This window comes from Streptomyces sp. NPDC026246 (assembly GCF_055567995.1).
Genome location: NZ_JBVHPJ010000013.1, coordinates 17,983 through 32,228 on the forward strand (window position 1 = coordinate 17,983; position 14,246 = coordinate 32,228).

Below are 14,246 nucleotides of genomic sequence, written 5' to 3' on the forward strand. Positions count from 1 at the left end.
TCAGTACAGCTTGTTCACCGCCGTGACGGTCGTCGCCTTGAAGTCCGCGACCTGCGCGTCCCGGAAGGTGCCCATCCGGCCCCAGCGGACGATCGTGACGGCGGCGCCGTCGCGGCCGACCGAGAACAGGTTGATGTCGGAGGAGCCCCAGGCGGAGGCGGTGTGGATGCCGTAGACGTCGGCGCCCTCCTCGACGTTCAGGTGGCCGTAGGACTTCTGCGTCGCCGTGACGTCGGGGTCCTGCCGCATCAGCTTCTCCGCGCAACCGGCGAGGTCCTTGCGCAGCAGGGCCGCGAAGTCCTTCGCCCACTGCACACTGCGCCCCTCCACCGTGAGCTGCTGGGCGTTCGTGTCGTACTCCGTCCCGTACTCCCGGTGCGTGGTGACGGAGGGCAGCGCGTCACCGACGCACATCGGCAGCGGGTCCGGCTGCCCGGCGAGGACCGGCCCCGCGTACCAGGGCGAGGACGGGTACGGCGGCAGCTCGGCCGGCTCCAGGAACCGGGGCGTGTCGGAGGCCGGCGTCCCGGCCGCGGCGGCCGGGACGGCGGCAGCGGCGACACCTGCCACGGCCGCCAGCGCGGCCACGGTGGTGCGGATGCCTCGGGCACGGATCTTCATGGTCTCCCCCATCGGTCTCCCCGGCTTCCCGGGTGGCTGCGCGGGCTTGTGCCCTCGCCCCCTGTACGACCCGCCGACCGTCGTGTGCGTTGCCCTGCGGAGCTGCTACGGATCCGTCCCGAATGTCACCGGACCGCTACCGCGGACCGGGTCCGACCGCCGCCTCGCGCCCGGCGTGCGCCCTGCCACGGCCCGTGATCCGCTTCACGCCGGCGTGGCCGCGGGCCCGGGCCGCACGGTGCGTAAAGCGACCGGGGAATGGATAGGGGTCATACGGCGACACACGGGGAGTGTCCGACGTGCCCGGACATCGGGCCCAGCGGCTTCAGGGGAGGGAGCGCGCATGGACGGCCGGCCCTTGTACGTCGAACCACCGCCGGAGCCCTTGTATCTCGCACCACGGCTGGAGCCACGGCTCCGGTCGCTCACGGCGGCGCACGGGACGCTGCACTCGCTCGCCGACGCGCTCGGCTCGCCCCTGCACGTCGTGGTGCCCGACCAGATCGCGGAGAACGTGGAGGGCTTCCGGTCGGTGTATCGGGCGCACCGGCTGCCGGGGCAGATCCTCTACGCCCACAAGGCCAGCCGCTCCAGCGCCCTGCTGCGGCGGCTCGCGGCGACGGACGCGGGCGTGGACGTCGCCTCGCTCGGTGAGCTGCAGCACGCGCTGGGGGCGGGGTTCGACGCGCGGCGGATCACGGCCACGGGCCCCAAGAACCCCGAGTTCCTGTGGCTGGCGGCCCGTACGGGCGTCACCGTCAGCGCCGACTCCGCCGCGGAGCTGGAGCAGGTGGCGGCGCTGGTGCGCAAGCACGCCCTGCCGCCGGTGCCCGTGCTGCTGAGACTGTCGGGGTTCGAGGCCCCGGGGGTGCGGGTGCTGAGCCGCCGCAGCCGTTTCGGTACGCCCGTACGGGAGTTGGAGCCGCTGCTGGAGACGGTCGAGCGGCACGGCGACGCGTTGGAGGCGGCCGGGGTGGCCTTCCATCTCGACACCACGAGCGTCGCGGAGAAGGCCGTCGCCCTGGAGGGGTGCCTGGCGGCGCTGGAGGCGTTCCGCAGCCGGGGGCTGCGGCCCCGCGCGGTCGACATCGGCGGCGGGTTCGGCGTCAGCTACCTCGCCGAGCGGGAGCAGTGGGAGGCGTACACCACGGCGCTCACCGCGGCCGTCCTGGGCCGTCGCCCGCCGCTGACCTGGGGCGGTCACGGGTACGGGCTGCGTGAGGAGTCCGGCACCCTGCGCGGCGCGCTCGGTCTGTACCCGGCCTACCGGCCCGTGGCGGGCGCGGCCTACCTCGACGAACTGCTCGGCCGGCCCGCCGCCGCGCTGGGCGGCCGACCGCTGGCCTCGCTGCTGCTGGAGCACCTGTACGACCTGCACACCGAGCCCGGCCGGGCCCTGCTCGACCAGTGCGGGCTGACGCTGGCGCGCGTGCTGGAGGTGCGCACCCAGGACGGCGGCGGCCCCCTGCTCGTACGGCTGGCCGCGAAGGCGGACGACATCGCCCTGGAGGACCACGGCGTGCTGGTGGACCCGGTCGTCGTCCCCAGGGGCGCCGCCGGACCCGGTGGGGAGCGGCCCGTCGCCGTGCATCTCTTCGGGAGTCTGTGCCTGGAGTCGGACCTGATCACCCGGCGCACGGTGTTCCTGCCGCGCCGCCCCGAACCGGGCGACCTGCTGGCCTTCGCCAACACCGCCGGGTACGCGATGGACTTCCACGCCACCGGTGCCCAACTGCAGCCCACCGCGCGGAAGGTCGCCGCCTGGCAGGACGGCGACCACTGGCGGTGGTGTCTCGACGAGCAGTTCTGGCCGACCACGCCCTCGGGGGGAGTCCAGTGAGGTACGACAGCATCACCGACGCGATAGGCAACACGCCCCTGGTGCGGATCGACCCGGCCGTGCACGGGCTGCGCCACATCGACCTGTACGCCAAGCTCGAGATGCTCAACCCGTTCGGCTCGGTGAAGGACCGGGCCGCCTGGAGCATGGCGGAGCCGCTGCTAGCCGAGGCGGCCGAACGGGGCAGCCAGGTGGTGGAGTTGTCCAGCGGCAACACGGCGAAGGCCCTGGCGGTCCTCGCGGGCATGCACGGGCTGGATTTCAGAAGCGTGACCAACCGCATGCGGGTGCCGGAGATCAGGGACCTCCTGCTGCTGCTCGGCGCGCAGATCGAGGAACTGCCGGGTCAGAGCGAGTGCCTGGACCCGACCGCCACGGACGACCCGCTGACGCTGTTCCACCGGACCCTGTCCGCCTCGGGCGACTCGTACCTGCACACCGACCAGTACTTCAACGCGCGCAACACCGAGGCGCATCTCACCGGCACCGGCCCCGAGATCGTGAAGGACCTGGACGGCAGGGTCCCGGACTGGTTCGTCGCCTGCGTGGGCACGGCGGGCTCGTCCACGGGTGTCGCCCGGGCACTGCGCGCGGAGGACCCGTCGGTGCGCGTGGTCGGCCTGGTCGCGGCCAAGTCCGACTTCATCCCCGGCATCCGCACCATCGACGAGGTGCGGGAGGTCGGCCTGTTCGACCCGGACACGTACGACACGATGGACTCGGTGACGGCGGACGAGGCCATCGAGGGGATGCTCACGCTCAACCGCCGCTGCGGCATCCTGGGCGGCCCCACCGGCGGCGCGGCCTACTTCGGCGCCGTCCGCCACCTGCGCGCCCTGGACGAGGAGCAGACGGGGCGGCGCACCGCGGTGTTCATCGTCTGCGACCGCGTGGAGAGCTACGTCGGGTACGTCCGGGAGCGCCGGCCGGACCTGCTGGGGCGGCCGGCCCGGAGGAACACGGTGGAGGACCTGACCGAGGCCGAGGTCGCCGGGGCGGCGACGGTCACCGTGGACGAGGCCCGGCGCTGGATCGGGACGGGTGCGCCGCTCGTCGTCGACCTGCGCAGCCCCTTCGCCTACGCGGCGCTGCACATCGACGGATCGGTGAACATCGTCGACGAGGTGTTCGCCGAACTCGCCCGCGGGGGACTGCCGTTCAGCCGCAGCCGCCCGGTCCTGCTGGCCTGCCCGGTCGGTGAGCGGTCCGCGCGGTACGCGGCGCTGCTGACCCGCATGGGCCACCCGGACGTGCGCAGCTTGGCCGGCGGCATCATCGCCTGGCGGGACGCGGGCGCGCCCCTGGTGCGGGACTGACCATGACGGCACCCACCACTGGCGAGGACCTGCGCGCGTGGCAGCGGGAGCTGCGCGCCCAGTTCCCCATCGTCACCGGGCACCCGGAGCTGGCCTACCTGGACAGCGCGGCCACCTCGCAGAAGCCGCAGGCCGTGCTGGACGCCGTGCAGGCGTACCTGACCACGTCGAACGCCAATGCCGCGCGCGGCACCTACACCTGGGCCAACCGGACGACGGACCTGGTGGAGCGCACCCGGGAGCGGGTCGGCCGGTTCCTCGGGGACACCCGTCCGGGGCGTTCCACCGTGCACTTCACCAGCGGCACGACCGAGGGGCTGCGCACGATCGCGCGGGACTGGCTGCCCGGGTTCCTGCGCGACGGGGACGAGGTCGTCGTGCCCGGGGCCGACCACCGGGCCAACATCGAGCCCTGGCTGGAGGCCCAGCGGCAACTGGCCCGCGAAGGAGTACGGGTGCGGGTCGTGCCGATGCCGTACCAGAGCGGTTCGTGGGACTACGACCACCGCGCGCTGGCCGAACGGGCGGGGCCGCGCACCCGGTTCGTCGCGGCCACCCACGTGCACCACGTGTACGGCGGTGACATGAACGTGCAGCGTATCCGCCGGGCGGTCGGCCCCGAGGCGGTGATCTGCCTCGACGCGGCCCAGGGCGTGGGCCATGTGCCGCTGTCCGTGGACGAGCTGGACGTGGACTTCGTGGTCTTCTCCGGGCACAAGACGCTGGCGCTGCCGGGTTCGGGGGCGGTGTGGGCGCGGCAGGAGCGCGGGCCGCGGTTCACGCCCGGCGGGTGGAGCGGGACCCCGAACACGGTGGGCGTCGCCTCCCTGGAGGCGGCCCTGGACTGGCTGGACGCGGCCGGGGTGGAGCGCGTCGAGCGCTGGACGGTGGACCTGGCCGCCCGGCTCACCGAGGGCCTGCGCGGGCTGGACGCCTACGAGGTCCTGGGCTGCCCGCTGAGTCTGGCCGCGGACTCGGCGGTGCAGCGACGGCGGGGCATCGTCACCCTGCGGCACCGGGGCGTCGACTCGGGCGACCTGGGCTTCGTCCTGTTCAGCCACGGCTTCATGGTCCGCTCCGACCACCTCTGCCAGGGCGACGCCGGCGAGCGGACCGGTTCGGTCCGGGTGAGTCTGCACGTGTACAACACCGCGGAGGAGATCGACCGGCTGTTGTCCGTTCTCGCCTCACTCGCCTGAGGACGACGGCAGTGCGTAATGGGAACCGTTTCCACCTGTAGGCTCGGGCGGGCAAGGACCGGATGCGAGACGGCTGGGTGGCGCGAGGCGGATGGGGCTGAGTCTGGCGACGGCACAGCGGTGGGTGGAGCGGTGGGAGCTCCAGCAGCGGCGCTACGCCGTCGACCGCGAGGAGCGGTTCACCGTGATCTGCGACGTCGTCGAGCACGCGACGGCGGGCCGCACGGCCCGGCCCCTGGTCGTGGACCTGGGCTGCGGCCCGGGGTCGCTGGCCGCTCGGCTGGTCCGGCGGCTGCCGGACGCGGAGGTGGTCGCCGTGGACCGCGATCCGCTGCTGCTGGAGCTGGGCCGCACCCACCACCCGGACGCGGCGCGCTACGTGGACGCGGAGGTCGGCGCGCCCGGCTGGCTGCGGGCTCTGGAGCTGGACCGGCCCCTGGACGCGGCCGTCTCGACCACGGCCCTGCACTACCTGGACCGGGACACCCTGTCCGCCGTGTACCGGCAGCTCGCCGCGGTGCTGCGTCCCGGGGGCGTCCTGGTCAACGGCGACCACCTGCCCCAGGGCGCGGGGGGTCCGGCCGCGATCGCCGCGCACGTCGGGCGGTGCCGGGCCGTCCGCGAGCGGGTGTTCGCCCAGGAGGACTGGGACTCCTGGTGGGCCGCCGCCGCCCGCGACCCGGAGCTGACGGACCTGCTGGCCGACCGCGACCGACGCGAGGGTTCGGCCGGCACGGGCGACCCCGCCGGGCTCCCGCTCCCCGCCCACCTGGACCTGCTCCGGCGGGCCGGCTTCGGCACGGTGGGCGTGGTCTGGCAGTACGGCGACAGCTGTGTGGTCGTGGCGGTGCGCTGACCGCGGTGACTCCGCGCGTGCCCGCGGCCCGCGCGACGGCCGCGGCGGTCACGGCCGGCCCGGTCACCCGTCCGCACTCCCCCGAACGGTGCACGGCGGCCCGCCGCCGGGACAATCGACACGGAAGCCGCTATAGGTCGATGTCGCCGCAAACCCCCCGCGTGCGCCGGGCCCGGCCCGGCGCACGCACAGGCAAGGAGCCCCGCCATGACCACCGCAGAGCACCGCACACACCAGGACCACGCCCACGCCCACGGCGACGACTGCGGTCACCTCGCCTTCCCCCACGGCGACCACACCGACTACGCCCACGACGGCCACATCCACCGGATGCACGAAGGCCACGCCGACGAGTGCGCCGCCGACGGCCACACGGTGCACCACAACCACGACCACCAGCACGGCGACCGCTGCGGCCACCAGGCCGTACGGCACGGCGACCACACCGACTACGTGCACGACGGCCACCGGCACGCCGCCCACGAGGGCCACTGGGACGACCACTGACGGGCCGGCGGCCGCCCCGGCGCGCGTGAGCGCCGCCGCTCAGCCCAGGTCGTCCCAGTGGACCGTACGGTCGCACCAGCGCCGCAGCAGCGTGCGGTCGTGTCCCACCGCCAGCAGGGCGGCACCGGTCGCGGAGCGGTAGTCCTCGACCGCGGCGACCAGGGCGGCGGCCGTGGACGCGTCGAGCATCGCCGTCATCTCGTCGCAGACCAGCAGGCGCGGGCGCAGGGCCAGCGCCCGCGCCAGGCACGCCCGTTGCAGCTGCCCGTCGCTGACCTCGTGCGGCCGGCGGGTCAGCAGGTCGGCGGTGAGACCGACGGCCGGGGCCAGCTCGGCGACCCGCTGCGCCGCCTGCCCGCCCCGGCCGGTGGCGCGCAGGGGCTCGGCGATCAGGTCGGCCAGCGGCAGCCGCGGGTCGGCGGAGAGCCTGGCCTGCTGGAAGACGACCCCGAAGGCGGTACGCAGCTCGCGCGGGGCGCGGTGGCGCCAGTGCCGGACGGGTGCGCCGTCGAGCAGGAGGGTGCCCGAGTCGGGGCGGTGCAGCAGCGCGGCGACACGGGCGAGGGTGGACTTGCCGCAGCCGCTCGGCCCGAGCAGGCCGACGGACTCGCCCGCCGCCACGGCCAGCGAGACCCCCCGGACCACCGGGGCGTGCCGGTCGTATCCGGCGGTGACGGAACGCAGCTCAAGCACGGACGTCCTCCGGCACGTACGGGTGGTGGCAGGCGACCGCGCCCGGCGGTGGGGTGCCGGTGGTGCAGGGGCCGGTGGCGCGGTCGCAGCGGGCGGCGAAGGCGCAGCCCGCGGGGAGGGCGCCGAGTTCCGGCGGCATGCCGGGGATCGGGGTGAAGTCCCGTTCCGGCAGGGCCTGGAGGAGGCCGCGGCTGTACGGGTGGCGGGGGCCGGGCGATCCGAAGAAGTCGCGGGCGTCGGCCAGTTCGACGATCCGGCCCGCGTACATGACGGCGACCCGGTCGGCGATCCGCTCGGCGGCGGACAGGTCGTGGGTGATCATCAGCAGGGCGCGTCCGCCGCCGTCGGTTCCGGTGGGGTCGTCGACGTGCCGGCGCAGCTCGTCGACCGTACGGTCCACGAGGTCGCGGTCGAGTCCCGTGGTGGGTTCGTCGGCGAGCAGCAGGGGGGCTCCGCCCACCAGCGCGAGGGCGGTGGCAGCCCGTTGGGCCAGGCCGCCGGAGAGCTGGTGGGGGTGGCGGTCGAGGTGGCCGGCGGGGAACGCGGCCCGTTCGGCGGCGGCCTCGGCCGCGGCACGCAGGGCGGACCGGCCCCGGGTGGCGGTCAGGGCGGCGACCGTCTCCTCCAGCTGCGAGCGGACGGTGCGCACGGGGGTGAGGTGCGCGGCGGGGCTCTGCGGGACCAGGCCGATGAGCCGGCCGCGCACCCTGCGGGCCAGGACGCGTTCGCCGGCCGTGAGCAGGTCGAGGTCGCCCAGCAGGGCCGACCCGGCGGTCTGCGCGTTGCCGGGGAGCAGCCCGAGCAACGCGGACGCCAGCACGGACTTGCCGCAGCCGCTCTCCCCGATGAGGGCGAGGCACTCCCCCGCCGCCACGTCGAACCGGGCGTCGGTGACGGCGGCGACCCGGCGCCCGCCGGGCATCAGGAACCGCACGGACAGCCCGCGCACGGACAGCACGGGCGCCCGCCCGGCCCCGGAGTCGCGCCCGGCGGCGTCGGTCTCGGTGCTCACAGCATCAGCTCCGATCGGTGGCGGGGGTTGATCCGCTCCCGCCAGGCCCCGGCGAGGCCGGCGACGGCGAGGGTCGGGACGATGAGGAAGAGGCCCGGGAAGAGGGTGGGCCACCACTGGCCGGCGAGCAGGGAGCCGCGGGCGGTCTGGATCAGGGTGCCGAGGCTCGCGGTGTGGGTCGGCAGGCCGAGCCCGAGGAACGACAGGGCCGACTCGTGCCACATGGCGTGCGGCACCATCAGCACGGCGGCGAGGGCGGCCTGGGGAAGCACCGCCGGCAGAAGGTGCCGTACGGTCACCCGCCACCGCGACGCCCCGCCGGAGACGGCCGCGTCGACGTACGGCCGGGACCGCAGGGACAGCACCTCGGCGCGGACGATCCGGGCCGTGGACAGCCAGTGGGTGAGCGCCACGGAGATCACCACCGGCCACACCCCGGGCCGGAACATGGCGACGACGAAGATGCCGAGCAGCAGGTGCGGCACTGACGAGAACGTGTCGACCAGCCGCATCAGCGCCCGGTCGGCCCAGCCGCCCAGGGCCCCGGCGGCCGCGCCCACGGCCGTGCCGACGACGGTCGCCGTCAGGGCGGCCGCCACGCCGACGAGCAGGGAGACGCGCAGCCCGTACACGCACCGCAGCAGCAGATCCCGGCCGACGTCGTCGGTGCCGAAGGGGTGTGCCCACGAGGGCGGTTGCAGCTTGGCGGCCAGGTCGACGGCCTGCTGGTCGAGCTGCACCAGCGGCGGGACGAGCAGCACGGCCAGCACGGTGAGGGCCACCAGCGCGGCGGAGGTGCGCACGCGCAGGGCGCGGGTGGACCGGCGGCGCGGGCCGTGCGACCGCCACTCGGTCCGCTCCGGGGCGCCTGCGGGCGCGGGCGCGTCACATGTCACTGAGCTTCACCCTCGGGTCGAACAGTCCATACAGCAGGTCGGCGAGCAGGTTCCCGGCGAGCACGGCGGCGGTGGCCAGGGTCGTCAGGGCGGCGAGCAGCGGGAAGTCGACCGCGGTGGCCGCCTCGACGGTGGCGGCGGCGATGCCCGGCCAGCTGAAGACGCTCTCCACGAGCAAGGCGCCGGTGATGAGTTCGGGCACGCGGGAGCCGATGAGCGTGAGCACCGGCAGCAGCCCGGAGCGCAGGGCGTGGCCGAGCAGGACGGTGCGTTCGCTCAGGCCGCGGGCGCGGGCGCCGCGCACGGGGTCCTCGGCCAGGGCGTCGCCGACGCCTTGGCGCACGTACAGCGTGAACCAGGGCAGCTGCGACACCGCCAGAACCCCTGCGGGCAGGACGAGATGGCTCGCGACCTGGCCGAACGTGACCTGTTCGCTGCCGGTGTCGGTGAGTCCGCCGGCCGGCAGGACGTCCCACTGCAGGGCGAACAGCCAGACGGCCAGCAGGGCGATCCAGAAGACCGGGGCCGCCTCCAGGGTGTAGGCGAGGGAGGTGACGGCCCGGTCGACCGCCGAGCCGGGCCGGCGGGCGGCGAGCACGCCGAGGACCGTGCCGGCGAGCACGGCGACGGCGAACGCGGCCGCGCACAGCAGCGCGGACCACACGAGCCGTTCGCCGATGACCTGGGTGACGGGCTGGCGCATGACGGTGGAGTGGCCGAGGTCGCCGCCGAGGGCGGAGGTCAGCCAGTGCCACCAGCGGACGGCGAACGGCTCGTCCACGCCGAGGTTCTCGCGCAGCCGGTCCAGGGTCTGCCGGTCGGCGCCGAGCGCGGCGGTCCCGGCGTAGGCCTTGACGGGGTCGAACGGGGAGGCGGCGGCGATGGCGAACACGCCGAAGGTGACGACGAGCAGGACGGGGCCGGCGAACAGGGCCCGCCGCCCCGCCAGCCGCGCCATCGCGGCCCAGGGCGGGCGGGTCACTGCTCGGGCTGCCAGTCCTCGATGTTCCACCAGGGACCGCTGGCGAAGCCGTGCTCGTGCGGCTCCAGCTGGGTGCTCAGCCCGTCCCAGCGGTCGGCCAGCACGTACAGGTGGTCGATGTGGGTGAGGAACGTGTAGCCGGGGTCCCGCACCAGGGCGCGCTGGAGCTTGTCGTAGGCGGCCTTGCGCTCGGCCGGGTCCTGGCTGCGGCGGCCGTCGTCGAGGGCGCGGTCCACGACCGGGTCGTCGTAGCGGGCCATGTTGTTGAAGCCGTCGCCGGCGAGGGAGGAGTGCAGCAGGGTGTAGAGGCCGAAGTCGGGGTCGCCGGTGCTGCCGAAGCCCGCGAGGACGGCGGTGTCCTTCATGCGCGGTTCGATGACCTCCCAGGTGGCGCTCTCGGCCGTCACCTCGATGCCCGCCTCCTTGGCGTCGGAGGCGTAGGCGAGGGCGTGGTCCTGACGGACCTTGTCGCCGGAGGGGTAGAGCAGGGTGAAGGCGGCGCGCCGGCCGTCCTTGGCGCGGACGCCGTCCTTGCCGGGCTTCCAGCCGGCCTCGTCGAGGATTTTGCGGGCCTTGTCCAGGTCCCGGGTGCGCTCGATGTCCCGGCTGAAGGCGGGGTCGTCGACGGGCAGCGGCCCGTAGGCGGGCCGGCCCGCGCCGTCGAGGATCCTGTCGACCATGGCCTTGCGGTCGACGGCGGCGTCGAGGGCCTGCCGGACGGCGCGGTCGCCGGTGACCGGGTTGGCGGTGGGGAGGGTGACGGCGCGGAAGTCGTAGGACCGGGCCCGGTGGGTGCGCTTGCCGTCGTCGTTCTTGAAGGTGGCGGCGAGGTTCGGCGGCAGGACGGCGCCGTCGAGGTCGCCGGAGCGCAGCCGGGTGGCGCGCACGTTGTCGTCGCCGATGACGGCCATGGTGAAGGAGGTGACCTTCGGCTTGCCGCCCCAGTAGCGGGGGTTGGCCTTGAAGGTGAGCTTCTCGCCCTTGCTCCACCTGCTGAGGACGTAGGGGCCGGTGCCTATGGGCCTGGTGTTGAAGGTGCCGGTGTTGGGGTCCTGCTTCCCCGCGACGTGCTCGGGGACGATGGGCAGGACGGTGCGGGCGGCGAAGGGCGCGTAGGGGTACTTCAGCGTGAAGACGACCTTGTCGTCACCGTCGGCCCGGACCTTCTGCACGGCGTCCAGCTCGCTCTTGAAGGTGTTGTTGGTCTTCGCGTCCAGCGCGGTCCGGTAGGTGTAGACGACGTCGGCGGAGGTGAGCGGCTCGCCGTCGCTGAACTCGACGCCGTCGCGCAGGGTGTACGTGTACGTCCGGCCGCCGTCGCTGATCTCGGGCAGGGCCGCCGCGAGGGCGGGCTTCAGCTTCAGCTCGGCGTCGCGCGCCAGGAGCCCGTCGAAGATCTTGGAGTTGCCGTCCTTGCCGTAGCCGAGCAGCGGGTTGAGGGTGTCGGGCTCGGTGGCCACGCCGATGACGACCGATGCCGCGGACCCGGCGCCGTCGGTTCCGCCACCGCCGGGAGCGGAGCAGGCGGTGACCGCCGCGGCCAGCGCCGCCGTGGCGGCGGCCCCTCGTATCCGACGGGTCGACATTGTGACCTCACACCCTTGTTGCTTCGGTCTGGCTTTTGCACAGACCTCGCAATTAAACAGTCAAGGGAGGCCCGGGCGCACCACCCCCCCGGCAGGAAGCCGTCGGCCGACCGCGCACGACGGACCGGCGGCGCCCGCTTGTGCGGCTCGCGCGCCGGTCCGCCGGGGCCCGCGGCCTCAGCCCTGGGTCAGGGTGACCGCCTGGCCCGAGGTGGCGTGGGCGCTGGGCAGGGGAAGGCCGCCGAAGAGGCGCAGTTCCATCAGCGTGGCCTCGACCCGGGCCGCGCCGGGCACGAGGGAGCCGGGCATGGGGCGGCCCGTGTTCACCCAGCGGTGCTCGGCGCCGTCGCACACGGCCCGGGTGCCGCCGATGCCGTGGCGGGTCGTGGACACGCCCTGGCTCACGGAGGAGCTGACGAAGACCGGACCGCCGGCGCTCGCGCACCGGTAGGTGCCGGTCAGGGTGACGGTGCCGTCGGCGGCGATCCGGCCGATGGCGTCGACGGTGACGCTGTCCGCCACGGCGGCGGACGCCACGGCGGCGGACGCGGTGGCGGGGGACGCGGCGGCGGGGGACGCGGCGGCGGAGATTGCGCCCGCGCCGGTCAACAGGAGCAGCGCGGCACCGGCCGCCGCGCCGAGAAGGGAACGTGGACCCATGAGGGAAACCTCCAGAATGAGGTGAAATGTCCGTCTCCCACTCGTACCGGCCCCCGGGGCCGGGGTCCGTGACCCTCACCCCTTCGGTGGCGAGTCCGCACCGGCCGTCGTGGAACGGTCGCGGCGATGTCCTGGACTCGTCACGCTTGCCGGCACTCCGTTCCCCCGCGGTCGAGACGGGAGGATCGTCTGTCCGTAAGAGGTATGGGAAAGCTTCACACGGCCCTATCGACGTGGAGGTGCGCCATGTGTGCCCACCGGACCCAGTGCCCCGCGACCGGCTCGTCCGCCGCGCACGTCGTCGCCGCCCACCCCGAGCAGGGGTGGAGCCTGTTGTGCGACGGCGCGATCGTCTTCGACGACACCGGCGAACTCCTGCCGGACGGCCGGGTGGTGGAGCCCCACCGGGTCACGGCACAGGGCCTGGCCGTCGCCGCCTGACACCCCGGGGCCGGGGCCCCGCCCGAACGGCGCCGCTAGGGCAGGACGGCGAAGCCGTCCAGTTCCACCAGGGCCTCCGCGTCCCACAGGCGGACGACCTGGACGACCGCCATGGCCGGGTAGTCGCGTCCGGCCGCCTCGCGCCAGATCTCGCCCAGCCGGGGAGCGTGGGCGCGGTAGGCCTCGACGTCGGTGGCGTAGACGGTGACCCGCGCGAGGTCGGACGGGGAGCCGCCCGCGGCCGCCAGCGCCGCGAGCAGGTTGGCGAGGGCCCGTTCGAACTGCTCGGGCAGGGTCGCACCGGCCACCTTGCCGTCGCCGTCGAGCGCGGTCTGGCCGGCCAGGAAGACCACGCGCGAGCCGGAGGCCACCACGGCGTGGGAGAAGCCGGCCGGCGGGGCGAGCCGGGGCGGGTTGACGCGCTCGGTGGTCACCGCTGGTCCTCCAGGTGGGCGTACAACTCCTTGGCGATGATGCCGCGTTGCACCTCGCTGGCCCCTTCGTAGATACGCGGGGCGCGCACCTCGCGATAGAGGTGTTCGAGCAGGTGGCCGCGTTGCAGCGCGCGGGCGCCGTGCAACTGGACGGCCGTGTCGACGACGTACTGGGCGGTCTCGGTGGCGAGCAGTTTCGCCATGGCCGCACGCCGGGGCACGCCTGGGGCGCCGTCGTCGTACGCGGTCGCCGCCGCGTAGACCATCAGCCGGGCGGCCTCCGTGCGCAGGGCCATCTCGGCGACCTGGTGGGAGACCGCCTGCAGGTCGCGCAGGGTGCCGCCGAAGGCGTCCCGGCCGGCGGTGTGGGCCAGGGTGGCGTCGAGGGCCGCCTGGGCCATGCCGACCGCGAAGGCGCCGACGCTGGGCCGGAACAGGTTCAGGGTGCCCATGGCGACGCGGAAGCCGGAGCCCACCTCGCCGAGCACGTCGGCGGCGGTGACCGGTACGGCGTCGAAGTCCAGCGCGCCGATGGGGTGCGGGGAGAGCATGTCCAGTGCGCGGCCGGTCAGCCCCGGGCGGTCGGCGGGCACCAGGAAGGCCGTGACGCCACGGGCCCCGGCGTCCGGGCCGGTGCGCGCGAACACCGTGTGGAAGTCGGCCTCGGGGGCGTTGGAGATCCAGCACTTCTCGCCGGTCAGGCGCCAGCGGGCGGAACCGTCGGGGACCGCGCGCAGGGCGAGGGCGGCCGCGTCGGAGCCCGCTCCGGGCTCGCTCAGGGCGAAGGCCGCGATCGTGGTGCCGTCGGCCACCCCGGGCAGCCAGCGCTCCCGTTGCGCGGGAGTGCCGTGCCGGTGGACGGGGTGGGCGCCGAGGCCCTGGAGGGCCAGGGCCGTCTCGGCCTCGGTGCAGCCGTGGGCGAGGGACTCGCGCATCAGGCACAGGTCGAGCGCGCCGGAGGTGAACAACCGGCCGAGCAGCCCCACCCGGCCGAGTTCGGCCACCAGGGCGCGGTTCACCCGGCCGGGTTCGCCCTTCTCGGCGTACGGGCGCAGCTGCTGCGCGGCGAGGGCGCGCAGTTCGGCGCACCAGGCGAGTTGTGCCGGTTCGAGCGAGAATGCGGTCATCGCCGGTCCCTTCTCCGCCACCCTGCGTTCCGGCCGGGTCACTCCGAGGCTATCGCGAACCGTTGACTGTCGTCAC

General features: G+C 74.6%; 15 protein-coding genes. 6 read left to right on the plus strand and 9 right to left on the minus strand.

All coding sequences use genetic code 11. The features are described 5' to 3' along the window. On the minus strand, positions 1–633 hold the full coding sequence (locus tag ACZ4M5_RS27795) for a hypothetical protein (protein WP_467740628.1): 633 nt from the start codon (positions 631–633) through the stop codon (positions 1–3). Positions 634–964: 331 nt separating this feature from the next. Between ACZ4M5_RS27795 and ACZ4M5_RS27800 the strand changes: the two genes are divergently transcribed. From ACZ4M5_RS27800 to ACZ4M5_RS27820, 5 genes are all read left to right on the plus strand, one after another. Beyond that, entirely contained in the window at positions 965–2,461 is a 1,497-nt protein-coding gene (locus ACZ4M5_RS27800; protein ID WP_467740630.1) for a type III PLP-dependent enzyme domain-containing protein, read from the plus strand. Further along, positions 2,458–3,777 carry a pyridoxal-phosphate dependent enzyme gene (locus ACZ4M5_RS27805; protein WP_467740632.1) on the plus strand — a complete coding sequence of 440 codons (1,320 nt, stop codon included), beginning with the start codon at positions 2,458–2,460 and terminating at the stop codon, positions 3,775–3,777. Before ACZ4M5_RS27800 ends, ACZ4M5_RS27805 begins: the two co-directional genes overlap by 4 nt. Before the next feature lie 2 nt (positions 3,778–3,779). Then, positions 3,780–4,976 carry an aminotransferase class V-fold PLP-dependent enzyme gene (locus ACZ4M5_RS27810; RefSeq protein WP_467740634.1) on the plus strand — a complete coding sequence of 399 codons (1,197 nt, stop codon included), beginning with the start codon at positions 3,780–3,782 and terminating at the stop codon, positions 4,974–4,976. Between the two features lie 91 nt (positions 4,977–5,067). Further along, positions 5,068–5,832: a methyltransferase domain-containing protein gene (locus tag ACZ4M5_RS27815; protein WP_467740636.1), complete on the plus strand. Its 765-nt coding sequence runs from the start codon at positions 5,068–5,070 to the stop codon at positions 5,830–5,832. 207 nt (positions 5,833–6,039) lie between these two features. Next, positions 6,040–6,339, plus strand: coding sequence for a hypothetical protein (locus tag ACZ4M5_RS27820; protein ID WP_467740638.1), 300 nt, complete (start codon positions 6,040–6,042; stop codon positions 6,337–6,339). Positions 6,340–6,378: 39 nt separating this feature from the next. On the opposite strand, the gene ACZ4M5_RS27825 is transcribed toward ACZ4M5_RS27820, so the two are convergent. The 6 genes from ACZ4M5_RS27825 to ACZ4M5_RS27850 all read right to left on the minus strand — a co-directional run bounded on the left by ACZ4M5_RS27825 (position 6,379) and on the right by ACZ4M5_RS27850 (position 12,168). Then, on the minus strand, positions 6,379–7,032 hold the full coding sequence (locus ACZ4M5_RS27825; RefSeq protein ID WP_467740640.1) for an ABC transporter ATP-binding protein: 654 nt from the start codon (positions 7,030–7,032) through the stop codon (positions 6,379–6,381). Beyond that, positions 7,025–7,954 (minus strand): ABC transporter ATP-binding protein, encoded by a 930-nt coding sequence (locus ACZ4M5_RS27830; RefSeq protein ID WP_467740942.1) that lies wholly within the window; start codon positions 7,952–7,954, stop codon positions 7,025–7,027. The genes ACZ4M5_RS27825 and ACZ4M5_RS27830 overlap by 8 nt, the downstream gene beginning before the upstream one ends. 86 nt (positions 7,955–8,040) lie before the next feature. Continuing rightward, positions 8,041–8,940, minus strand: coding sequence for an ABC transporter permease (locus ACZ4M5_RS27835; protein ID WP_467740642.1), 900 nt, complete (start codon positions 8,938–8,940; stop codon positions 8,041–8,043). Further along, positions 8,930–9,898, minus strand: coding sequence for an ABC transporter permease (locus ACZ4M5_RS27840; RefSeq protein WP_467740944.1), 969 nt, complete (start codon positions 9,896–9,898; stop codon positions 8,930–8,932). Before ACZ4M5_RS27840 ends, ACZ4M5_RS27835 begins: the two co-directional genes overlap by 11 nt. 20 nt (positions 9,899–9,918) lie before the next feature. Next, the gene (locus ACZ4M5_RS27845) at positions 9,919–11,508 is read right to left on the minus strand and encodes an ABC transporter substrate-binding protein (RefSeq protein ID WP_467740644.1); all 1,590 of its coding nucleotides are present in this window, start codon (positions 11,506–11,508) and stop codon (positions 9,919–9,921) included. Positions 11,509–11,685: 177 nt separating this feature from the next. Further along, complete coding sequence (locus tag ACZ4M5_RS27850) at positions 11,686–12,168, minus strand: DUF6299 family protein (protein WP_467740646.1); 483 nt, start codon at positions 12,166–12,168, stop codon at positions 11,686–11,688. A 246-nt stretch (positions 12,169–12,414) separates the two neighbouring features. On the opposite strand from ACZ4M5_RS27850, the gene ACZ4M5_RS27855 reads away from it, so the two are divergent. Continuing rightward, entirely contained in the window at positions 12,415–12,609 is a 195-nt protein-coding gene (locus tag ACZ4M5_RS27855) for a DUF5999 family protein (protein ID WP_467740648.1), read from the plus strand. Positions 12,610–12,644: 35 nt separating this feature from the next. Here the strand turns inward: ACZ4M5_RS27855 and ACZ4M5_RS27860 are convergent, their stop codons facing one another. Both ACZ4M5_RS27860 and ACZ4M5_RS27865 read right to left on the minus strand, forming a co-directional pair. Continuing rightward, on the minus strand, positions 12,645–13,043 hold the full coding sequence (locus ACZ4M5_RS27860; protein WP_467740650.1) for a RidA family protein: 399 nt from the start codon (positions 13,041–13,043) through the stop codon (positions 12,645–12,647). Further along, positions 13,040–14,170, minus strand: coding sequence for an acyl-CoA dehydrogenase family protein (locus tag ACZ4M5_RS27865; protein ID WP_467740652.1), 1,131 nt, complete (start codon positions 14,168–14,170; stop codon positions 13,040–13,042). The genes ACZ4M5_RS27860 and ACZ4M5_RS27865 overlap by 4 nt, the downstream gene beginning before the upstream one ends. Positions 14,171–14,246: the final 76 nt, after the last annotated feature.

Bases quoted from the DNA above. Each gene is read 5' to 3' on its own strand.
- ACZ4M5_RS27865 (WP_467740652.1), bottom strand. From the start codon at position 14,170: ATGACCGCATTCTCGCTCGAACCGGCACAACTCGCCTGGTGCGCCGAA.
- ACZ4M5_RS27845 (WP_467740644.1), bottom strand. From the start codon at position 11,508: ATGTCGACCCGTCGGATACGAGGGGCCGCCGCCACGGCGGCGCTGGCC.
- ACZ4M5_RS27850 (WP_467740646.1), bottom strand. From the start codon at position 12,168: ATGGGTCCACGTTCCCTTCTCGGCGCGGCGGCCGGTGCCGCGCTGCTC.
- ACZ4M5_RS27855 (WP_467740648.1), top strand. From the start codon at position 12,415: ATGTGTGCCCACCGGACCCAGTGCCCCGCGACCGGCTCGTCCGCCGCG.
- ACZ4M5_RS27800 (WP_467740630.1), top strand. From the start codon at position 965: ATGGACGGCCGGCCCTTGTACGTCGAACCACCGCCGGAGCCCTTGTAT.
- ACZ4M5_RS27830 (WP_467740942.1), bottom strand. From the start codon at position 7,954: ATGCCCGGCGGGCGCCGGGTCGCCGCCGTCACCGACGCCCGGTTCGAC.
- ACZ4M5_RS27820 (WP_467740638.1), top strand. From the start codon at position 6,040: ATGACCACCGCAGAGCACCGCACACACCAGGACCACGCCCACGCCCAC.
- ACZ4M5_RS27815 (WP_467740636.1), top strand. From the start codon at position 5,068: ATGGGGCTGAGTCTGGCGACGGCACAGCGGTGGGTGGAGCGGTGGGAG.
- ACZ4M5_RS27810 (WP_467740634.1), top strand. From the start codon at position 3,780: ATGACGGCACCCACCACTGGCGAGGACCTGCGCGCGTGGCAGCGGGAG.
- ACZ4M5_RS27840 (WP_467740944.1), bottom strand. From the start codon at position 9,898: ATGGCGCGGCTGGCGGGGCGGCGGGCCCTGTTCGCCGGCCCCGTCCTG.
- ACZ4M5_RS27795 (WP_467740628.1), bottom strand. From the start codon at position 633: ATGGGGGAGACCATGAAGATCCGTGCCCGAGGCATCCGCACCACCGTG.